Origin of the sequence: uncultured Mucilaginibacter sp. (genome assembly GCF_913773635.1) — a bacterium.
Classification (GTDB): Bacteria; Bacteroidota; Bacteroidia; order Sphingobacteriales; family Sphingobacteriaceae; genus Mucilaginibacter.
Map to the genome: position 1 here is coordinate 119950 of NZ_CAJYGQ010000010.1, position 23081 is coordinate 143030.

Below are 23081 nucleotides of genomic sequence, written 5' to 3' on the forward strand. Positions count from 1 at the left end.
TTGTAAACATCTTATAACGAAATGTTAAGGTTAAATAAATAAGTACGCGCAGGCGGCAGGTTTGATATGTTTCCGGTACGCTGATAGTCCGGATCGACACCTAACTTGTTGGCGCGCCAAATAAGACCAAGATTACTAACTGTAGCACCAATATTAATTGCTTTGATAAACGGTGCCTTGCGAAGAATTGTCTGCGGTAGCGAATAGTTCAATGATAACTGTTGCAGCCTTATATTTCCTGCATCGATCAGGTTGTAATCAGAGTTAACGAAATAATCAACGTTGGTAAAGTTATTACCGGCTAAGCCTGGAATATTGGTGAAATTTTCATCTCCCGGATTGCGCCATCTGTCTAACAGCCTGATGGTATTAGGCAGGTAGCCACTTGTACTTGAGCTGGTTGGATATGTCGCACCGGTTATATCAGTAAGCATAACTTTATGCCCTAAATTATAGGTAGCTCTTACTATAAGGCTGAGGTTTTGGTATCTTACCGTGTTTGTCCACCCACCAAAATACGGAGGTGTTGTGCGGCCACCGTAAACCAGGTCGTTAATGTTTGGACTGCGTGAACCTGATACATTCAATATAGTACCATCGGCTCCGTGAATTCTTGATTGTCCTTTATTGTCAAGGCCTGCCCATTTGTACACAAAAATGTTATCTGTTGGGAAACCTTGCGTTGATACTTGCCCGCCTGCAGTGGCAAACGTTGGTTTGAATCGCGCATCAGTTACTGTATTTTCTGTGTATGAGAAATTTAAAGATGACGTCCAGTTCCATTTGTTTGTCATAACAGGCTGCCCGGTTAAGTTAAATTCAATACCACGGCCCTTTGCGTCTCCTGCATTATATTGCAGGCTTGAAAAGCCATAGGTTGAATTGTAAGGTAGAGTAACCAGTAAGTTATAATTTTTCTTCTGGTAGATATCCATAGACAAGGAAATTCTGCCGTTGAAAAAATCAGCATCAATACCCTCATTTATAGTGCGGGTTGTTTCCCATGTTAATTGAGAATTAGCCGGAACTGTTATTCCTGCTGCAGGTAAGAGCGTATAAGAATCATTAGCATATAGTGATATTGTAGCATAAGAAGTTCCGGTGTTAGGAATGCTTCCACCTGTACCAATAGTTGCACGAAGAGTTAATCCGCTAAGCCAGCTAATATTTGATAAAAAGTTTTCACGCTTCACATTCCAGCGTAAACCGGCAGAATAAAGTGGAATAGCCCGTTGTCTGCGATCAAGTCCCTGATTGGTAAAGTCGTCAAACCTTACGCTACCGCTGGCATAGTACTTATTTTTATATGAATAAGTAGCTAGGGAAAAATATGACAGGTATCTTAACCTATTTGCAAATATTGTCCCATCCAGGTAGCCAAGATTGGTTGAATAACCGAAAATAGTTGGATAATTAACTGTTGGGTTTACAACAACAGATGTTCCGGTGTCTTCATTATAACCATAGCGTGTTTGCGTGCCGCCTTTATATTTGGTTTGCCTTATTTCGGCTCCTCCAAGCATGTCAAAGTGATGATCAGTCCAGTTTTTGTTAATGTTGAACTGTCCACGCAAGCTGTATTCATCAGTGGTGCCATTGCTGGTTTTATAAATGCCCCCTACGGGTACGCCGTAGCTTGGTAAGCGGGTGGTAGCGTTAAGTACCGTGCCCGTATTAATCAGGTTGCGTGTTAAGTAACTGTTTTGATTTTGCAAGTAATCCTGGTTTGCAAACTGACGTTGAAATTGGCCTGATACATTTACATTTAACCATGATGTTATGATGCCCCTGATTGAATTGCTGATTCTGAGAGAGTTTTTTGACAAAACGGTATTATTGTAGTTAAGCTCATCAATAGGATTGTAAGTCCATGGCATGTAGCCTATACGTGCAAGACTGTCTGACACACGCTGAGTAAACATAATAGGTTTGCTTATGGGATTTCCATTTGCATCAACTATCATTTCGTAAGGCGCGAAACCAAACTGACTCTGGCTTAATGCGGCTGAAGAAGCATTATTAACCTGGCTTTTGGTGTTTATATAATTGATGTTGGTAGCAACTAATATCCTCTTGTTCCAAAAATCATTTGTGAGATTTGAGGTAAGTGAATAAGTTTCACCGTAGTTGCTCTTAAAAATAGGCACGTCTTTAGAGTAATTAGCCGCCAGGTAGTAGGTGTTATTTGCACCACCACCAGATATAGATAGATTGTGTTGCTGGGTAGCTGCTCTTTGTAGTAAATATTTTTTTAACTGATCACCATTTGAGCGATTACCGAGAACACTTAACGCCGAGTCACGCTGCGCAGCGGTAGCTTTGCCTCTCTTCACCCTAAACATCCACTCCTGAGCCTCACTGATAGGGCCATAACGGTAACTCAATGTTGGGTCAGTAAAGAAACCTTTGTCAAACATCTCGCGTTCCAGGTCAATGTATTGCTGGCTATTCATAGCATTTAACTTTGACAAGTCAGGTGATTGTGCTGTGCTTAGCGTCATGTTATAATCAATGCTAGGCGCACCTTGCTTGCCTCTTTTAGTTGTAATAACGATAACCCCATTGGCAGCTGAAGCACCCCATATTGATGCTGCTGCTGCATCTTTTAAAAAGGTTATGCTTTCAATATCATTTGGATTGATGTTATTTAAGATGGCATTGCCGGCTGTAGCTGGCTGATTAACGTTTCTAGGATTACCATCAACAATGTTATTTGATATGTTAACCAAATTTTGGTTTGTTGCAGGAAAGCCGTCTATCACTAATAAGGGCGATGAGTTTCCGCTCATGCTAATGCCATTTTTACCTCTTATTTGTATAGTGTTGTTACGTACGTCAAATCTAACACCCGGTACTTTACCTTCAAGTCGTTCAATTAAGCTTATGCTTGGTGTGCTTTCAATGTCCTTAGCAGTTAAAACAGCGCTTGAACCTGTAGTGCTACCCTTTCTCACCTGCTGATATCCGTTTGATACAATAACGTCATCAAGTTTTTGGGTAGTTAACATGAGTCGCACCACCATTACGTCTGACGCTGCAACCTCTTGTGTAGTATAACCTACGTATGAGAATACGAGGATAGCATCGTCGGGCAGGTTTCTGAAGTTGAATGTGCCGTTTTCATTTGTATAAACGCGTTGCGTGGTGTTTTTGAGGTTTACGGTAACGTTAGGCACCGGTTTGCCACTTTCTGCGTCAAGCACCTTGCCGGTAACGTTAACGCTGCTAAAGTAGCTCACCACTTTATCAATCAATGTTTTTTGCTGTTGTTGAATAACAACAGTTTTATTTACAATTTTATAAGTAAGTGAATAGGGCGGAAGTGTTTGATCGAGTACTTTTTGCAGTGTTTCTCCTTTGAAAGCAACGTTAATTTTTTGCTGTTCGTTAACCTTGCTATCCTGCCAGAAAACATTATATCCGGTTTGTTTTCTAATTTCTGTAAACAATTCTTTAAACGAAGCGTTTTGCTTAACGAATGTGACCTTTTGAGCAAAGCCAGCTGCACTGACTTGTATGAAAAAGGCTGTCATCAAAAATACGGTGAGTTTCACTATGCGAATGACTGAGAGATTATTGCAGGCTGAATGCCCTGATCTAATAAGATCTTGAAATTTCATTACATTTGTTTATTAGCGTTTTAGTTGAATGTGTGAATACGTCTTGGCTAAACACTGATATTTAATTGACCGGGGATGTTGGCGCATTCCCGGTTATTTTTTTATAGTGTTTATTGGCTAGATAAAAACTATTGCATAACAGTAACTCTCCTTCCCTCAATTTTAAAGTGAACAGATCCTGTTGTTTCGAGTACCTCAAGCATTTCTGAGATGTTTTTAAAGCGCGATAATGCACCGCTGAAAAGTTGATTTTTTACGTCCTGGTCTTCATATACCACGTCAACGTTATACCATCTTGATACCTGACGCATGATATTTTCCAGGCTTTGCTGATTATATAAAAATAACCCATTTTTCCAGGCCATGGCTTCTTCCAAATCGGCAGTCTTTACGCTAATGTTGCCATTGGCAAAAACGGCTTGCTCACCCGGACTTATAGTTGTTGATTTTTGAGCAGTCACTACACTTACTTTTCCCTCAAGTAAAGTGGTTTTTGTAACCGGTTCGTCTGCGTATGCGTTAATGTCAAAGTGAGTTCCGAGTACTTTAACCTGTTGTTTATCAGTAATTACTAAAAATGGACTTTTGGCGTTCTTGGCAACTTCAAAATAGGCTTCACCCGTAAGCTTAACCGTGCGATTTTGCTGAGTGAAGTTCACCGGAAATGTCAATGATGATGCTGTGTTCAGCCATACGTGGCTTCCATCAGACAGAACTACCTGAAACTGGCCGCCACGCGGCGTTTTAATGGTATTGTGTGATGTGTCGGCATTTGAGGATGCCTGGCCTGCATCATAATGGTACAACAGCGTGCCATCTGCACCTTTTTGTATGCTAACACCGTGTTCTTGTATCGTGCCTTGGTTGTTTGCCTGTGATAGATTTACCACCTTGCCGTTTGCCAAAGTCAAAGTTGCCTGCTCAAAACCTGGCTTAACATCGTTTTTATAGCGTTTGGCTATTGATTGATTTGCCGGGGACTGAGTTGTAAAATATATTGCCGCACCCGCCGCAACTACCAATACAGCAGCCGCATAACGATACCATGGTTTAAGCTGTTTTATTTTAAGGTCGTTCTTCCCGGATGTTTGCTCTGTTAAACGCTTGAAGATACTTTTCTTGACATCTTCCGGTGCTAAAAACTCATGTGCATTGAGGCTATGCCATATATCATCCATAGCAGCCAAAATTTCGGCATCATTGCCCGTTAGCCTGAAATGACTTATAAGTATATCAAAGTCTTCCTTTGATATAGTACCATCGGCATAGCTGCGTAAAAGAGAATTTATTTGTTTGCTTGTCATTATAATTACAGGATGTTAACACACCCTTAATAATGACATTACACATCAAACTTAATGATGTACCAATGGGAAGTGAAAAAAAATTAAAAATTTTTCGATGTTTTTTAAAAAACCGAGTAAAAACACAATATACGGTTCATTTAAATGCTGCCTAAGCGATTTTAGGGCAAGAAATAAGTGATTTCTTACAGTATTTTTTGACAAGTTTAACTTTGTGGCAATTTCGTCGTGACTTAAACCGTCTTCACGGCTCATTCTGAATATTTGTTGCTGCTGCGCAGGAAGTAATGCAACTTTTGTTTCAGTTATTCGCTGAAGATCATTAAAAAGTATAGCTTCCTCAGTAAGATTTGTGCTGTCATCAACCTGTTTCCACAATTCGTCAACTGCTTTTTGTGAACTGGCGGTTTGACGTAGCGAATTCAGCGCAAGACGTTTAGTAATGGTATATATATAAGGTGTTATAGGAAGTGAGGCGTTAATCTTATCACGATTATTCCAGGCGTTTAAGAACGCATCATGTACTATCTCTTCTGCTTGTTCCCGGCTTTTTAAGATTTTGAAGGCGAAGGCATACATTTTGCCGACGTTTTGCTCGAAAACAATTTTAAACGCACTCTCATTTCCCTGCTTAAAGGATGTAATCAAATCTGCATCAGCACTATCATGGTTGGCCTGTTGAATCCAATTTAAACTTTCGAAAACTGACCTCGCAAATATCCACCACGAAGGACCTTTTAAAACTATCATCGACACTTTCTCTTTTAACTTTTAACAGCCCGGCATGTTTTCGTTTGGTAGATAAATAGAAACACCTAATTTAAGATGTTTATATTAAAAAAGTGAAATTTAATAAGATAATGAAGTTAATTTGATGTATAAACATCTATCATAATTACTTACTTGCTGAATTCAACGCCGATTGAATAAAAGCTTTCAACTTATACCTTCAATAGAGGTAGCTCTTTTCAAAGAGATTGTTTATCTATATTTTACATCAAGCAGCGTTTGTGTACGGCCGTTTGAGTAATAAGGTGATGTGCTGTTTGACGTCACTTTAAGCTCATCGTTAATATATATCTTTCCTGTTGCCGTTGCTTTGTCGCCGTTAAGGAGCATGTCAACATGCAGGCCTATTGAACTCTTGCCATTATCAATAATGTTCACTTCCTTTTTCCAGGTGGTACCTTTAAAAGTATCAAACAAGTAACTGCCTTCAGCTGCAGTAAACATCAATTTATTGTACGCCTCGTTATCAAAAGCGGCTACCGAACTATTTACTTCGTAAGTTATCTTGATAGTTTTTTCGGGCGTCGTATTGGCAATTGGAGCGGGTTCTTCTTTATGTTTCTTTTTGCAACCAAAGGCGGTAAATACAGCAGTTATCAGTAATATATATAATAAAAATTTCATCGACTATCAGTTTCTTAGGAAACACTCACTCCGAGATTAAGTTTGTTAATTACGATTTGTAGCTAAAGATTACAAACTGATATCCAGACCTTATGCCATGCTAAACATTAATATGTGTGAACCATTAATCATCGCCTGCAATCTTGATGAACATGCCGTTAGGTTTAAGTTGGTAAACAACAGTAGACGTTTCAACAGGGGCATTATTTAAAGAACCTGTAATATCGCCCTGTTCGTTATACGTATACTGATCTTTGCTATGTAAATTGATAGTGATTTTTCCGTTTTGTTCAATCAGGAAGTCTCTGTGATAAATCACTTCAAAAGTGAACCTGCTATCCAATAAAAGCGCATCCAACTGTTTGCCGGTCTTATCGTAACTATTAAGTTGCGTATTAATAACCGTCCTATCATTTTCACCATTTACTTTGTAAACAATTATTTTGCAATCAACACCCGCCATGTGAAATTGAGATGCTGTTATGTAGCGAGTGTCGTCTTTCATTTCGTAACCATACGGGCTCTCTTTTACTTGAACACCGTTATTTTTATTTGGAGTAAGAGCAAAGCCTTCTGGAATAAGCAAACTGTAATCACCGCTTTCATTGTTTTTTTTGTAGAACCTCGCGAAGTTGACTGGTGTAACAGGCCACTTAAACTTTGCAACGATCTTTTTCCTTGTTACTGGTGTTTTCAATAGATATACCGTATCGCTTCCATCTTTAAACGTTTTCTTTATTACTTCTCCGGAATGAGTGGTTATCGTCTCAATAGTATCAGATGTATAGCCGTTTTTGTAAAAGTGTAAACGGCTATTTGCTTTATCCTCGGCACTTATACTGAAATATCCTTTAGCGTCAGTTTGCACCTGTTTATTATCGTAACTAACGGTCACACCCTGCAGTGGGCGTTTTGTTTCTTTATCATATACATAACCAATATGCACGTTTCTACTGCATGAAAACAAGGATATTAGGCAAATTGCAATGACGAGTAATTTACATTTTGACATGATTTTCATTATTGGCCGGTGGTTAAGGTGTTATTATTGATTACAATGACACATGCCTAGCGTTTCTCGGCTGATCGCACATATATCAATTTATTGTCTTTGTTAATCTGGTAAATGTCCTGCCACCAGCGTGCACCACCGCGGCAAGAAGTATAAATTAGCTTTTGTTTCTGGTTGATACTTACATCACATAAACAAGTACATTTAGCACGCGCATCGTTTGGTTCTTGCAGGGGTTTAAAGCCTTTTGTTGATGGGTTATAAAGAAATATGTTAAAGGTTTGATAAACCCCCATGCCTGCATCAGGTAACGAAAATGCAATGTCATCATAACCATCAAAATTATAGTCCTTAACATAAGCAGATCGGATAGCATTGGGAGAGTCTAATGACCCAAAGTCGGTTGTAATTGACTTGCCGTTAGCATATTTAAATGAAAACGTTTCATCTAAACTGCTGGTGGTAAAGGAAATGATAACACCATGTAATAAAAGTTTTTGAAGTTCGTTATCAGCTTCCGTCTGCTGGTAAGCAATCAATTCGAATTTTTTGCCGTCTTTACCTCGCAAATACCAGGCGCTTGTTACCCGACCTGATTGTTCAACTACTCCATATGTTCCTGTAATTTTGTCTCCTAATAATTCACTCCACTCATAATAATAGCCTTCGGGTTGCTTGTTTGAATTTGTTAAAACGCTTTTGGTGAATTTTTCCAGTCTTAACGCTAAGTACCCAGCTTGCTTATTGTATTGAACAAATGCAGCTTTACCATCATTTGAACAGTGGATGCTCAACCCAAATGGCTTGGTTTCATTCTTAGACATTAGCTTAAATGTCTTTGCATAACCTACGCTCAAAAGCATTGTTACTGTTAAAAGCAAATTGGTTATATTAATTATACAAATCTTCACAATTTTAAATTTTGAAAAGTGGATACACATTTAATTTAGCAAGGAAACCACCAGTGCAAAAGATGTAGTTTACCGTTCTTGAAAAATATCTTTACATGTCCGTCAGATACATTGTTGTAATCTTCACGCAATTGTATCACCTGTAATTTACCTTCGCCAAACACGTCCATTTCACCAATATGTTTTATGGCGTTAGGGAAAAGTCCTTTTATATCGCTTATGGTTGTCGACTTGTTGAGTAAATGTCCTTTATATAAAATATGATCTCCACCATCAAAGTTTATCTCATCAATGGCAACCTTATTGCCCGAATTTTCAAACCTCGAACCATTCTTATACAAATATTTCGCTTGCGGATTAACCGAGCCATCTGCCTCTTCAAATATTGATGTACAGGGCTCTACATCGCTTAAAAGTTTTGAACTGTCTGGCTCACCAAAATTTGCTTTAAAATCTATTAATGAAAAGTACCTTTTCAGTTTCCCATTCAATAAAATGTCTTTTTCGTCCATAACTTCAACGGAGTCTCTGTTGTCGGCATGTAATTTTGATTCAGACACTAAGGTATCGGTAGCCTTGTTGATGTTTTTTATATAGCCGGTTTGTTTTGGATCGGAGGGTTTACTGTTGTTGCTGCAAGAGGTAAAAACCAGGCAAGTAACAATAAGACATGTTATGGTCAATTCAAGAATTTTGCATTGCAGATTGTGGCTGTTGCTATTCTTCTTGCCCGGGGAAGAGTGATGATTAATAATAAACATTTCAATTAGTTTAGGTACTATTTAAAGGTCGGTATACCCCGACTTGTTGATAATTGATCTTTTAAAGGATACAAATAGCAAAATAGAGGCTATTAAGTTGATGACTGAAAAGCATAGCATGCGCATAATAATATCACTATTATCTTTACGAACATCTTTAAAATAAATAGTAATTAATACAATTACCAATATGAGGGGTGTACCACAAAAAGTAAGTAATGAGCGTTTGTAGCTTTCCCTGATTGCGCTGAGTTTATTAAGTAGAATAATAAATGAAGAAAGCAACATTACAGTCAATAAAATTGCCGAATAACCAAGGTTCAGAACGATATCCAAAATGTCTAATACGGATGATAAAAAACCCTCACCGTGCGTAGTTATATTAGAAATAGAAAACCTGTATACTAAAAAAAGTAATAAACTTGTAACTAAGCTCAGTAACCAATATAAACTAACAACTCTATTCATCTTACTGGTGTGTTATATGGATGATAAGTTGAGAATGACACTATTTGTATTCAACCAAATTGTCATTTGCTAAATCATATTCATAAAGTTTATCGTTTTCATCTCCAATGTAAAGCCACTGCACAACGTTACTGCCGTTTGGCCCAACAGGTGCAAGGCCTAACATGGTGTAGCTTTTTCCATTTTTTTCCTGCGGCTCAATAGAGTAAGTTATATCCTGCTTATTGTTAATAGCCTGTTTCAGTAATGAATTTTGTGTAGTTGCTAAATAATATTCTGCTGTTAAGTAAAGCCGGTCAAGGTAAGACGAGGTGTAATCTTCAGTTGTAGGCCAAGTGTACTTTATTTTTTTTAAATACAATTTCCTGAATTTTGATACCGAACCATCTCCGATCTTTTTTATTGAAATAAGCAACTTAGCAGGCACCTCAGCATCATCATCGCCCGCCATGGTAATAGTTCCTTCCTTCCAGGTAATTTTAACTAAGTCGCCACGATTTAGGTTACGGGTGGTGTCTGCGTTATTAATGAAGCTCCATGCCGACTTATCCTCACTTGCTATTAATTGAGAATAGTCGCCGTCGTCAATATATTTAACAAATGCAAAATTTCCTTCATGGCGCTTCTCTACAATTTCTTTATTGGTTGGGGCGGTGTCACGAACTGCTGGTTTGATTTCGGGCTTAGCGCTTTTAGGAGGGTTGGTAGAGCAAGCTTGAATTATAGCAAGTGCTATAATAACGGTAATTGTTTTTAGGTTGAGCATATATTTGAGTTTTACATTTACTTGCCGTCAAGATTTAAAGGCATTAATGTAGTAAACAAATTAAACGTTCATAGTAAACCACACCTCAGTGATATAGTTTGAATAAATTAGCCTGGGTGTTGCTGTTGAAATATTTTAATGGGTATTATACTTTTTATAAAAAGCACTGTGCGTTGTTAGCTCAAGTATTCAAATACGTTAATATGACCCATCCGATAGCATTTTTTTAATTCCTGCAAAGCTCTATGGTATGCAAACTCATCAACTAGGGTCTACAAATTCGGCAAAAGCAGTAAGGGGTTATGCAAATGCTATTACGTTGTTTAGTTTTGAGAACCTATTATAAAAGTCCTTACCAAGGCTTTCATTTATACCATTCCTCATTATGAAGATTAATTTTTTACGCGGTCTAATTAAAAGGACGTTGATGTTAACGCTCATCGTTTTCGCCATGCAGAGTTTTGCTACCGAGCAACCTTCTGGTATGCATCCTAAGGCACAGCTCGATTTTGTAAGAAAGCAAATTAGGGCTAAAAAGGAGCCTTATCTTTCGGCTTTCAAACAACTTATTCAAAAAGCTGATAGTGCCTTGCTGGTAAATAACCACGCAGTTGAAGATTTTAAAGTGCCGGGCTATTATCAGCAGAAAGAAGAGCATCAATCTAAATCATTAGCTTTACAGGTAGATGCTTTCAGCGCGTACAGTTGTGCGTTGGCCTGGCAGTTCACCAATAAAAAGGTATATGCCGAAAAGGCACTATATTTTCTCAATAGCTGGGCAACTACCAATAAGGCCTACTCAGAACTTGACGGATCATTAGTAATGAGCTATTCGGGTTCGGCTATGCTTATGGCAGCAGAACTACTTAAGCCATATTCAGGGTGGAAGGCAAATGATAAGGCATTGTTTACTAACTGGGTAAAAAATGTTTTTATAAAAGCGGCTCACAGCATACGGTATCGCAATAATAATTCGGGAGATTGGTCAAGACTGGCAACCGTTTTAGGTGATTGTTTTATTGGCGATGTGGCCGACATAAAAAAAACTACCGAGATGATCAAAGCCGATCTTTTTAATAAAATTGCGCCAGATGGTCATATGGTTGAAGAGGTTAAACGTCAGGGTAATGGCATATGGTACACCTACTTTTCACTCGCTCCGCTTACCGCTTCTATGTGGGTAATATACAATACCACCGGCGATAACTTGTTTACGCTTGAAAAAGATGGCTCATCGGTAAAAAAGGCTTTGGAAAGATTGCTATACTACAATCAACATCCTGAAGAGTGGACGTGGTTTAAAAACCCGGTTACCAGCAATACGTATACCTCGGTGGGATTTTGGCCGGTTAACCTGCTTGAAGCTATGCACCATATTTATCCTAATGATAATTTTGAAGCATATATCGCACCTCACCGTCCTATCATGTATTCTAAACATGATTACGCCTGGACGTTCCCAACATTGATGCCCGTAAAGCTTAATGGTTATAATTAACTGGCAGCCTGCAACATCATCCAAAAAATGCATTTGATGTGCATTCAACGGCAAACAATTTCATATATTGGCATTACGTTCAGTGTTGTAAACCAAACTTAATTAATTAACATACGCACCGTCATGAGCAGTCATGGCGGTTTGCTGTTAACACTGCGCCAACCAATTATAATACTTTCGGGTTTTGTGTATGAGGCTATTGAATGTTTTGAGATGCGCGTTTATAATAAGCAGCTTTTATTTTTTGATTTTTAGCGCCATTGCGCAACAAAAGCCGGTTATAAATTACCTCGGTATTGAAAACGGCCTGTCAAACAGTGCGGTACGCAGCATATTTCAAGATCATAATGGTTTCATGTGGTTTGGAACCTATGATGGTTTAAATCGTTACGACGGTTATGAATTTAAAGTTTTCAGAAGCCGCGCCGGAGATACAAGCACATTAATACATAACTGGGTTAATACCATTGCAGAAGATGCACAGTATCACCTTTGGATTGGTACGCAGCAAGGTTTAAGTATTTATAATCCCGCATCAGGGAGGTTTGGTACTGCGAAGTATATTGATGGGGAAACTTTAGCGTCGGTTACAGGCAATATAAAAGAGATTAAAGCCGATGCCTTGGGCAACGTATTCGTTTCTGCCGAGCATAAGGGACTTGTTTTGTTTTCAAACAATGGCAAAGATCCTGGGCGCTTAATTAAGTTGCCATCCACAACCAGGTACAACATCTCATCGCTAACTATAGGGAGTGACCATAAGCTGTGGCTTATTATTGAAAATTTGGGTCTTTGTACCTTTGACATCAAAAAGCAAAAACTCACGTTAGTAAACGCAAGCATACGTTCGGCCTACTGCATGCTGTTTGATGGTAAGTTACTTTGGATTGCAAATTCTGGCGGATTAAGCCGTTTCAACACAAGCATTAATAAAGTTGAACAGCAATACCATGTTGGCGCTGGTCAGCTAACTTCCCAACGCTTCACCGCAATTATAAAGAGCGGACCTAACGAGTTGTGGGTGTCAACAGATGGTGGAGGCATCAACATTTTAAACACGCAAACGGCTCGTTTCACTTATCTTACCAGTGGTAATGGCTCGCACTCGTTAACCAGTAACGCCGTTGCCGCTTTATACTGCGATAAAGAGATGCGTAAGTGGATTGGGACGTTACGGGGCGGTATTAATATTCTCGACCCGCACATCGCAAATTTCAAAAACGTTTCAAATATCCCATCCCAATCAAACAGCCTGGTTAACAATTTTGTGCTGTCGCTACTTGAGGAAACACCTCAAAGGTTATGGGTTGGAACTGATGGTGGTGGATTGAGCATATGGGACCGATCCTCTAACCATTTTAACAATTACACGCATAATGCAAATGATGAAAGCTCTTTACCTGGTAACTTTATAACAAGTATTAAAAAAGATGTTAACGGCAACATATGGGTAGCGTCTTATGATGGCGGAATTGGCAAGTACCTAAGCAGCACCGGCCGCTTTCAAAAATATTATGGTACTAACCCGCAAAACAAGCGCTCTTCAACCTTTTGGCTATTGGAGAGCGACAAGCAGGGCCGACTATGGGCGGGTTCGATACAAAACGGATTGTACCTTTTTAACGCTCAAGCAAACCGGTTTGATTTATACGATGAAAGCCTGCGCGATTTGCTGGTTTTAAAAGCTGACAAAGCGGGGCAGTACTGGGCAGGAGACTGGACGGATTTGATAAAAGTTGATTTACTGAATAAAGAGTATGAGCGTTATAAAATAGGTAAACCTGTGCGCTCCATTTTTGAAGACGGTAAAGGTAATTTATGGGTAGGAACTGAGGCAGGTTTGATTCAGTTTGACAGGAAAAATAAACAAATTGTAAAAAAATATACGACTGATGATGGCTTGGGAAATAATCATGTGCTAAACATTCAGGAGGATAAGAATGGAAATCTTTGGATAAGTACTTATAACGGGTTGTCGAGCTTCGACATCAAAAAGCAAAAATTTAGTACTTATTCGCAGGCTGATGGTTTGCCAACAAATGAATTTAATTTTAATGCCTCTTTAGCGCTGAGCTCAGGGGAGCTTGCTTTTGGGAGTATAAAAGGGTTATCAGTTTTCCATCCGGAAAATATATCCCAAACCCGTTCTGATCCTAATATTGTACTCGCGGGGTTGAAGGTAAATAATCAGCCTATTGCACAATCGCCTCAGTATATAACCAAGCGCACCAGTAACGAAGCAACAGAATTAAAAGTACCTTATGACAAGGCTATATTTACCTTTGATTTTACTGCAATTGATTATCCTTATGCCGAACGTATTAATTACAGGTATAAAATGGAAGGCTGGGACCGTGGCTGGATAAACGCCGGAAACGTGCGCAGTGCCACCTATACAAACTTAGCTCCTGGTACATACACCTTTAAAGTTAACTGTACCAACCGCGACGGGCGTTGGGTACAAAAGCAAGTCTCCATTCATTTGATTGTTTTACCGCCTTGGTACCTAACCTGGTGGGCGTATTTGTTATATGCTGCAGTTTTTGCATCGTTGGTTTACATATTTATTTCGTACCGTATAAAGCAAACGCGGTTAAAGTATGAAGTTAAGCTTGCCGTGGCCGATGCTAAGAAACAAAAGATATTACAGGAAAAAGAGCGGGAAATTAACGAAAAGCGGTTGGAGTTTTTTACCAGTATATCGCATGAGTTTCGCACCCCAATATCATTGATTATAAATCCAATTCGTGATATGCTGCGGCTTGATGCTAATGATAAGGGTTTAAACATTGTTTACCGTAACGCCAGACGCTTACTCAGCTTGGTTGATCAGTTATTGCTTTTCCGTAAGGCTGATTCAGGTACTGTACAATTAAGGGTTGCACCTGTAAACATTTATCGTTTATGTCATGAGGTATTTTTGTGCTTTAAGCAACAAGCAAAATCTGCAGGGTTACAATATGAGTTTTTGGCCAGCGAAGACAACGAGTTAATGATCTACGCGGATAGTGAAAAGCTGGAGATCATATTATTCAACCTTATATCAAATGCCATTAAATTTACACCGCCTGCCGGAAATGTATCAATAGGCATTTTTGAGAATACTGAAGGCGTAGAAGTAAAGGTTTCTGATACGGGCTGCGGTATTCCTGAAAGGGAAGGTGAACGCTTGTTCGAGAAGTATTACCAGTCACGTACTGACGGGCGCCCCGTGAAAGCAGGTTTTGGTATTGGATTGTACCTCGCCAGGCAATTTGCCGATGAACATCATGGTAACCTGACATATACAAGTAAAATTGACCAGGGCACTACTTTTACGCTTTCCTTACTCAAAGGCAAAAATCATTTTGCTCCTGAACTCATAGTAACACCACACCAACAAGAAGCCACATTCATAAATGAATTAGTAGGGGAGGAGTTGATAGTGGAAGCTGAATCTCAGGCCGGAGAGGAATTTAAGGCTGAAAACATTTTTACAGACCGTAAAGCTATACTCACAATTGACGATGATGCCGAGATACGAAGTTATATAAAGTCGGTATTTAGTCCACAGTATATTGTTTATGAGGCTGCAAGCGGCGAGGAAGCTATGGTTATGGTGAAAGATAAATTGCCAGACCTTGTACTTTGCGACGTGATGATGTCTGGTATGACAGGTATTGAGTGGTGTGACTGGTTGCGACAAGACGTAGCCCTCAGTTACATACCTGTAATTTTATTAACGGCGAGTTCATCATCAGAAAATAAATTGAAGGGTTTGGATTGTGGTGCTGATGATTACATAAGCAAGCCATTTGAAAAAGAGCTACTGTTAGCCCGTGTAGCCAATTTGTTAAATACACGTAATAATCTGCGCAGCTATTTTTATAATGAAGTTACCCTGCAATCAAATAATATTGCTATATCAGAAGAGTACAAAGACTTTTTACAGAAGTGCATAACTATAGTTGAAAAGCACATTACTAACCCTAACTTCAGCATCAAAGTACTTGCATCTGAAATAGGGATGAGCCATTCGAACCTGTATCGTAAAGTGAAGTCAATGTCTGGCTATACTATCAATGGTTTTATACGGCTTATAAAGCTGCGTAAGGCGGCAGAATTGCTTATCAATACCGAATATAATATCAATGAGGTAGCCTTTGAAACAGGCTTTAATAACGCTAAATACTTTAGGCTGCAGTTTGTCAAGCTGTTTGAAATGACACCGTCAGACTTTGCAAAGCGTAATCGTAAAGTATTTAAAAAGAAGGTTAAGGTAAATCTTTAAAAGATTGTACAGAAATGTAAAAGCCCCTTGTTTACTAACAAGGGGCTTAATTGTGTAAGTGATAGGTTGTGTAAGATTATTTAGTGTTGTATTTATATATCTCGCTTCCGCTTAGTAAAAAGGCACCCACGCCATATACTTCGGTGCTGCTTGCATCAACCTTATCTGGGCTGGCACCAATTGGTTGAACGTATCCCAGCATTCCGTTTTCATGAACAGATGATGTAAGTGCAGTCCAAGCCTTTTCAACAGCAGGCCAATACGCCTTTTTGTTAAGCAAGCCATGGTTAACACCCCAGGCCAAAGCATAGCAATAAAAACCTGTACCACTCATTTCTTTAATTGGAAAGCTTGCAGGATCAAGTAACGAGGCGTGCCAGCTTCCATCGGGCTGTTGTAGTGATACAATACGGCCGGCCATGTCTTTATAAAGCTTCTCAAGTTTTTTACGGTCAGGGTGTTTAGCAGGTGTGCCCTCCAGCAAGCGTACCAAACCGGCCATAACCCAGCCGTTTCCCCTCGACCAAAATACTTTCTGTCCGTTCTGTTCCTTTTTATTCAAATAAGTTTCATCACGGAAGTACAGCTTCTCAGTAGGATCATATAGAAACTCAGTAGTTTTCCACCACAGTTTTATAGCGGTATTGGTGTATTTTTGATCTCCCGTAGCTAATGTAAGGTAGCTTAGCGCAGGCGGACCCATAAATAACGCATCGCACCAGGCCCACTCGCGCATGGCAATGTTGTTTTTCCAGTTAAGGGGCTCGGTATGAGGTTGAGCAGCAATACTATCAGCAAGAGCCCTGAAAGGTGTAATCATTTTAGGCTCTTTATAGCGCAAGTATAATTGTGAATATGTTTGAGCGACGCAATAGTCATCGGCATAAAACCGCCGTTTGCCGGTGTTCCACTTGTTATCCTCCCCAATTTTTATCAAAACATCCAGATATTTTTCGTTACTCGGTAAGTTTCCTAGCGCAAATATGCCGGTATAGCAAGCGCCCAAAGTCCAGTCAACTTTTGGATATTTATAGCCGTCAGTGTTCCATTTATTAATTTGCCAATCGGCAACGCGCTGCATATCTTTAACTACCTGTTCGGCCTTGATCTTTCCAGAGGCGGTTTTTTGCGAAAAGGCCTGCAAACCTGTAACGGTGAATAATGTTAGAATAAGTCCCGTTTTTGAAAATTTCATGTAGGTGTATTAATTTAAGTTTATAATTAACTTCTTACTTCGATTTTTGATAAACCCTTACGTAGTCTACCTCAAAGCGTTTTGGAAATGTTGTGTTTGAAGGATCTCCGCCCTGCTGGCCACCAATTGCTAAATTCAAAAGCATGTAATGCGGTTGCCTAAAAGGGTTGACACCTGTACCGTCCTTATTAACCATCTTGTCAATATCAACGTTGAGCATCAGCATATCATCAACATATAAGGCAATGGTTTTCTCATCCCAGTCCATTCTCCAAATATGGAAGCGGGATGCCCATGTTTTACCTCCCAGTGAATCAATATTGCGGGTTTGGCTGGCCCATTCATCTTTGTTGTTTTCGCCTAAACAAACCATATTAGCCAGCAACTTTTTACGGTAAAACTCCATAATGTCAATTTCGCCTGTGGCGGGCCAGCGGCCTTTATTGCCAAGCGTCCACCATGCGGGCCACATGCCGTTGCTAATGTCAATTTTACCACGCATTACAAAGCGGCCGTATTGCCATGATTGTTTGCGGCGTGTTTTTATGCTTGATGAGGTGTAGTAAGCTTTCTCCCTGTTTTTGCGCCACTCATTACTACCCGGTGTATAGTTGGGGTTAGTTTTCGTTTCGCGTCTTGCCTCAATTATAAGCAAACCATTTTCGCACCAGGTATTTTCTGGCTGATACCATTGGGCCTCTTCATTACGTTCAAAACCCCGCTCATAACTCCAGTTGCTGCTATCGGGTGCTCCCTTGTAATTAAATTCATCGGCCCAAACTAATTTGTATCCACCGAGCGTGTCTGATTTAACAGTTTGCGCTCTCGAATGCGATACGCCGTAAAAAGCTGCAAATAAAACAGATATAATGTATTTAAGCATTACTTACTCTTATCGTTTGATTGGTTTTGTGCGGCTTGTTTATCAAAGTAATCAAGGCTCCACTCATCAAGCCATTTAATTTCAATATCGTTGCCTTTAAATGTGATAGGCAACCATAAATGACGACCATCTATAGCATTTTTAGGCATCCATTTATCGGCCATGAAGATAAAAGCATTTTTCTTACCTTCAACAGGCAAAACATGCGTGCTTTGACCGCCAAAAGTCTTCTGTGCCCCGGCACCCACACATGGATTACCTTCATACTTCCACGGACCCCATATTGAATTGGCCGAGAACCAACGAGCCGGGTTAGGAGCCCAACCTGTACAACCCGAACCTATCATATAATATCGGCCATTATTTTTAAACAGGGCAGGAGCTTCAGTTTGCTGTCCTATATAAATGCGTACAAACTTGCCGGTATGTGCTGTAAAGTCGTCACTTAGTTCGGCCAAATGCAAAGTGTTGTTTTCTTCAGATGAGAAGATGTGATAAGCCTTTCCATCGTCATCTACAAAAACGGTCATGTCACGAGCCATTTGTCCGCCAGGAAAATCGCGCATAAAAATACTGTCACTTCTGTTAGCCGGATTCAGTTTATTAATCTGCGCAGACTGTAACGTTCCTGCAGGATAGTAAGGCATATAACCTGCATTTGGGCGGTAGCTGCGTACAAACTTAAACGGGCCGGTAACCCTATCAGCAATGGCAACACCGGTACGGGCAGCCTCATAACCTTTGCCAAGCAGCTCAAGATGGAACCACATTACATACTTTTTGGTTTTAGGATTGTAAACCACTTTCGGGCGTTCCAAAATGCAGCCTTTAGCAATATCGCTGGTTTTGTCGTCAGATACTTTAAGTGCTGTTCCTTCGTCTTTCCAATTGTACAGATCTTTTGAAGAGTATGCATGTACCCCTACGTGGGCAACATTGCCGGCATCTCCCTCTATTTTATGTTCTCCAAACCAATAATAGGTTCCGTTTTGATAAAGTACTCCGCCACCATGCACGTTTATATGAGTACCCTTATTATCGGGCCATATGGCTCCGGGCTTAAAAGTGTTTGTTTGTGCGTAAGAACTTTTTATACTGCCCAGGAGCAGGCCTGCTGTAAGTAAAATGAAAATAGATTGTTGTTTTGTCCTTTTAGATAGGTTCATAAAAACAGATTAATTTGAGAGCAGCAATTTGTCATCATTAAGCCAATTGCAGGGGGGGTAAATCCATCATATAAGTGCTAAAATTTGAGCAAGTATTAAAACTGCGCTGATAACCAATACTGCATCATCATTAACTAAAATTTCATTTGGTAATATGCTGTTGCCTGTTTTAAGTTCGCGGGCTGACGTGTAATAGCTTTCAATAGAATGCAAGTTGAAGCGACATGCAGTTGGGGAGTGATAACGTTATAAAGGCGTTAAAAAAAAGCGTTTTTGTATGGTTTGACGAAAAAGTACCCCCTAAATGGTTGATTTATGGGGCTACTAATGAGCAATTACTTGACAAATTTGCTTCACCAATTAATCATTTAAAACCAAACAACCTTTAATTATGGTAAAATCTTTACATCGAACTCTCAGGGATACGAGTCCTTGCTTATCCCGCACATTTCTTTTTAAGCCTGATGCTTCGTAAAGCACATAATGAGGCTTAACGGTTAGGTAAAGCAAAATTATTTACCGCTGCTGCGCTTACTAAACGTACCGCAGCAAACCTGAGTTGCGCGTAGCGCAGCCGGTTACTCTATTAACCAATTTAAACTTATGATAAGAAAATGTACCCAAATCAATTTAAGCGTACACGCCACTTGCTAACCATGCGTGCATCGGCTATCACATCGGCCATTGCTTTGCTGCTTTGTGCTAACGAACAAGTGATGGCAGGGAACTTAATATTAAGTGAAACTGCCCATAACTCCACCGCATTTTTTCAGGCTGCAACACCTGTGAAGGGCACTGTAAAGGACGAAAGCGGACAACCCATAGTAGGAGCCAATGTCAAAATAAGAGGCACAAATACAGGTACTCAAACTGATGCAACCGGCCAGTTCAGCATCAATGCAGGCAAAGGCACCGTTTTGATAATAACCAGTATTGGATTTGACGATAAACAGATTACCGTAGGCAACACACTGCCGTTGAGTATCACACTCACATCAAAGCAAAACTCACTTACCGAAGTAGTAGTAAACGGTTACACCTCACAACGGAGAAGTGATGTTACTGCAGCTATCAGTACGGTATCCGGTAAAGAGATATTGAAATCGCCGGTAACCAATGTAACTCAATCCTTAGCAGGTGTTGTTCCGGGGCTTATAGTACAACAATCGCAGGGCCGTCCGGGTTTCAACTCAGCCAACCTTTACATCCGTGGTCGTGTGTCTCCAACAGCAACAGCTCTAATTATTGTTGATGGTGTTGAGCGTACCAGCTTTGGTGATATTGACCCTAATGAAATTGAAAGTATCAATGTACTAAAAGATGCTGCGTCAACAGCTCTGTACGGTTTGAAAGGTGCCAACGGTGTATTTGTAATAACTACAAAACGAGGCAAGGAAGGACCTGCAAAAGTTACATTTACTGCCAATACAGGTATTGTTAGTCCAACGGCCCGTCCTGAAATACTTCGGGCGTATGAAAGTGCATTGGTTTACACTGAAGGCCAGATAAATGTGGGTGAAACCCGCACCTTTAGCGACGCCGATTTGCAAAAGTTCAAAGACAAAACCGGCGATCCGTTATTGTACCCGGATGTTGACTGGTACTCAGAGTTGGTACGTAACTCATGGTCGCAAAACCAGCAAAACCTAACCGTATCAGGCGGTACTCAAAAAATCAAGTATTTTACCTCATTTGGGCATCAATTTGAAGATGGTAACTTTAAGAAGTTCAAAACACCGCTTAATTACAGCACCACTCCAAGCTATACCCGTTATAATTTCAGGGCGCGTGTAAATTTCGATATTACAAGCTCAACTAACTTTGAGGTTAACCTTGCCGGGCGTAATGAGCATCGTTACAGCCCTGCCGGTATGAGTGAGTTTAATGATCCATCGGGTGTTGTAAGTAATGGTATTGAGGGTTTGGTAGGCAGATCTTTGAAAATTGCTTCGTGGGGTTTACCGTTTTTTCCTCAGTATACAAATTCATCTGACCCGCGTATTATAACGCTTGATAATACCTACAACCATATTGTAAATATGAGTTTGTTGGGTACAAATAGCGTAAATCCTTATGCATTCCTTACTTACAATGGTTACGCGTTTACCGATATAAACGTTGCAGAAAGTATATTCACTTTTAATCAAAAGCTTGACTTTGTAACAAAGGGCTTATCATTCAAGGCCCAGTTTGGTTACGACGCCACTTTCAATACCGGGAAGTTGCAGCGCGGTAGCGTGGGTTATTACGAGTTAAACCGTAATACATTGGCACTTACACCTTATTCAACGTCATATAATGACTTTTTAGGAGCACCTGCATACACGCGCACAGGTTTCACTAAAACCAACCTGCAACTGTTTTTAAACTATAACCGTTCTTTTGGTGAGCATGCAGTAAGCGCAAACGTAATTGGGCAGCGCGAATTACAAAGTTCAGTAAACGCAAGCGCACCTTTTGCTAACCAAGGGATAATTTCTCAGGTTACATACAACTACGCCAGTAAATATTTTTTGACGGCTAACGCAACTTATAACGGTTCAGAAAACTACGCCGCGGGTTACCGTTATGGTTTTTTCCCGGCTGCAACCATTGGTTATAACATTGCCAATGAAGAGTTCATGAAAAAGTTTGACTGGTTAACGTTGTTAAAAGTACGCGGTTCAGTTGGTAGGGTAGGTATTCCGAGTCCGGGCACCGGTCGCTTCTATTACCAGGATAATTTTGGAGCCGGAACATCTGTGCCATTTGGTAATCCAAGCAGCGTTTTTAGTGCGCCAACATACACCCAAACCCAATATGGTAACCCTATGGTTAGCTTTGAAATTTCTGTTAAAAGAAATCTTGGTTTAGATATATCGTTGCTGAAAGATAAGATAAACTTCACTGCCGATGTATTTGACGATCGCAGGTCTGACATACTTATAAGCCGTAACAACACAAGTTTTGGTACTTACGGTGCAACGGTGCCAAATACCAACTATGGTGTGAATAAGAACCATGGTTATGAACTTTCGGCCATGTATCAAAACCGCGATCATAAATTCACGTACTCAGTATCAGGTAACTTTATGTTTGCCCGCAACACCCGTAAGGTTTTGGATGAGGCGCCGGGCCAGATACCCAATTTAAGAAGTACAGGAACGCCAATTGGTACCTATTTTGGGTATCATGTGTTAGGCTACTACGCTAACCAGGCTGATATTGACAACAGTCCGGTTAATAACTTAACCAGCGTTAAGTCAATTCCGGGCGACTTGAAATATGCGGATATCAATGGTGACGGACAGATAACAAGTTTGGATCAATTACCAATAGGGCATCCCAACATTCCTGAATATAACGCCGGTTTAAACCTGCAGGCAGGCTACAAAGGGTTTCAGTTATCGGTGCAGTTTAATGCTGTTGACAACGTAAGCTCAAACGTTATATTTTACGGTGGTGGTTTAAATCAGTACTACAAACCTATGTTAGGCCGCTGGACGCCAACAAATCCAAACCCCACATGGCCGGCCATGAGACCCGGACTGGCACCAAACCCTAACGAGACGCTAAACGACTACTTTTTGCAGGATGCATCTTATATAAAGCTGCGTAACATACAATTGGCTTATACATTCCCAAAAAAGGTTTTGAATCGTTTAAAGCTAACAAACCTAACCCTGATTGTGAGCGGCCAGAATCTTCTCACCTGGACGAAATTTTACGGTGTAGACCCTGAGAATAACATCGTAGGTGGTACATATAATTACGCCGCTACGGTTATCCCAACCACCAAGATTGTCAATTTTGGATTAAATATGTCCTTTTAATT

Annotated in this window: 15 protein-coding genes; 3 read left to right on the plus strand and 12 right to left on the minus strand. The window is 40.0% G+C overall.

All coding sequences use genetic code 11. The features are described from left to right. Nucleotides 1-11: 11 nt before the first annotated feature. The 9 genes from QZ407_RS12745 to QZ407_RS12785 form a co-directional block, all read right to left on the minus strand. Nucleotides 12-3533, minus strand: coding sequence for a SusC/RagA family TonB-linked outer membrane protein (locus QZ407_RS12745; protein WP_295771671.1), 3522 nt, complete (start codon nucleotides 3531-3533; stop codon nucleotides 12-14). 215 nt (nucleotides 3534-3748) lie between these two features. Continuing rightward, a complete protein-coding gene (locus QZ407_RS12750; RefSeq protein WP_295771673.1) occupies nucleotides 3749-4924 on the minus strand; it encodes a FecR domain-containing protein in 1176 nt (391 codons plus the stop codon). A gap of 51 nt (nucleotides 4925-4975) precedes the next feature. Further along, complete coding sequence (locus QZ407_RS12755) at nucleotides 4976-5674, minus strand: RNA polymerase sigma-70 factor (RefSeq protein WP_295771675.1); 699 nt, start codon at nucleotides 5672-5674, stop codon at nucleotides 4976-4978. 231 nt (nucleotides 5675-5905) lie between these two features. Beyond that, nucleotides 5906-6337, minus strand: a complete 432-nt coding sequence (locus tag QZ407_RS12760) for a hypothetical protein (RefSeq protein WP_295771677.1) — start codon at nucleotides 6335-6337, stop codon at nucleotides 5906-5908. A gap of 124 nt (nucleotides 6338-6461) precedes the next feature. Further along, nucleotides 6462-7358 carry a carboxypeptidase-like regulatory domain-containing protein gene (locus QZ407_RS12765; protein ID WP_365335229.1) on the minus strand — a complete coding sequence of 299 codons (897 nt, stop codon included), beginning with the start codon at nucleotides 7356-7358 and terminating at the stop codon, nucleotides 6462-6464. 47 nt (nucleotides 7359-7405) lie between these two features. Continuing rightward, complete coding sequence (locus tag QZ407_RS12770) at nucleotides 7406-8173, minus strand: hypothetical protein (protein WP_295771680.1); 768 nt, start codon at nucleotides 8171-8173, stop codon at nucleotides 7406-7408. A gap of 122 nt (nucleotides 8174-8295) precedes the next feature. Further along, nucleotides 8296-8820 (minus strand): hypothetical protein, encoded by a 525-nt coding sequence (locus QZ407_RS12775; protein ID WP_295771682.1) that lies wholly within the window; start codon nucleotides 8818-8820, stop codon nucleotides 8296-8298. 222 nt (nucleotides 8821-9042) lie between these two features. Further along, a complete protein-coding gene (locus QZ407_RS12780; RefSeq protein WP_295771684.1) occupies nucleotides 9043-9357 on the minus strand; it encodes a hypothetical protein in 315 nt (104 codons plus the stop codon). Nucleotides 9358-9529: 172 nt separating this feature from the next. Then, nucleotides 9530-10255 (minus strand): hypothetical protein, encoded by a 726-nt coding sequence (locus QZ407_RS12785; protein WP_295771686.1) that lies wholly within the window; start codon nucleotides 10253-10255, stop codon nucleotides 9530-9532. 385 nt (nucleotides 10256-10640) lie between these two features. Here QZ407_RS12785 and QZ407_RS12790 point away from each other — a divergent pair, with 385 nt between their 5' ends. Next, on the plus strand, nucleotides 10641-11753 hold the full coding sequence (locus QZ407_RS12790; RefSeq protein WP_295771688.1) for an alginate lyase family protein: 1113 nt from the start codon (nucleotides 10641-10643) through the stop codon (nucleotides 11751-11753). 244 nt (nucleotides 11754-11997) lie between these two features. Next, complete coding sequence (locus QZ407_RS12795) at nucleotides 11998-16023, plus strand: two-component regulator propeller domain-containing protein (protein WP_295771690.1); 4026 nt, start codon at nucleotides 11998-12000, stop codon at nucleotides 16021-16023. A gap of 76 nt (nucleotides 16024-16099) precedes the next feature. Here QZ407_RS12795 and QZ407_RS12800 read toward each other — a convergent pair whose 3' ends face one another. From QZ407_RS12800 to QZ407_RS12810, 3 genes are read right to left on the minus strand one after another with little or no spacing between them, the layout of a single operon-like run. Further along, on the minus strand, nucleotides 16100-17218 hold the full coding sequence (locus tag QZ407_RS12800; RefSeq protein ID WP_295771692.1) for a glycoside hydrolase family 88 protein: 1119 nt from the start codon (nucleotides 17216-17218) through the stop codon (nucleotides 16100-16102). A 34-nt stretch (nucleotides 17219-17252) separates the two neighbouring features. Beyond that, a complete protein-coding gene (locus tag QZ407_RS12805) occupies nucleotides 17253-18101 on the minus strand; it encodes a glycoside hydrolase family 16 protein (protein ID WP_295771694.1) in 849 nt (282 codons plus the stop codon). After that, nucleotides 18101-19267, minus strand: coding sequence for a glycoside hydrolase family 43 protein (locus tag QZ407_RS12810; protein WP_295771696.1), 1167 nt, complete (start codon nucleotides 19265-19267; stop codon nucleotides 18101-18103). Before QZ407_RS12810 ends, QZ407_RS12805 begins: the two co-directional genes overlap by 1 nt. Before the next feature lie 614 nt (nucleotides 19268-19881). On the opposite strand from QZ407_RS12810, the gene QZ407_RS12815 reads away from it, so the two are divergent. Beyond that, complete coding sequence (locus QZ407_RS12815; RefSeq protein WP_295771698.1) at nucleotides 19882-23079, plus strand: TonB-dependent receptor; 3198 nt, start codon at nucleotides 19882-19884, stop codon at nucleotides 23077-23079. Nucleotides 23080-23081: the final 2 nt, after the last annotated feature.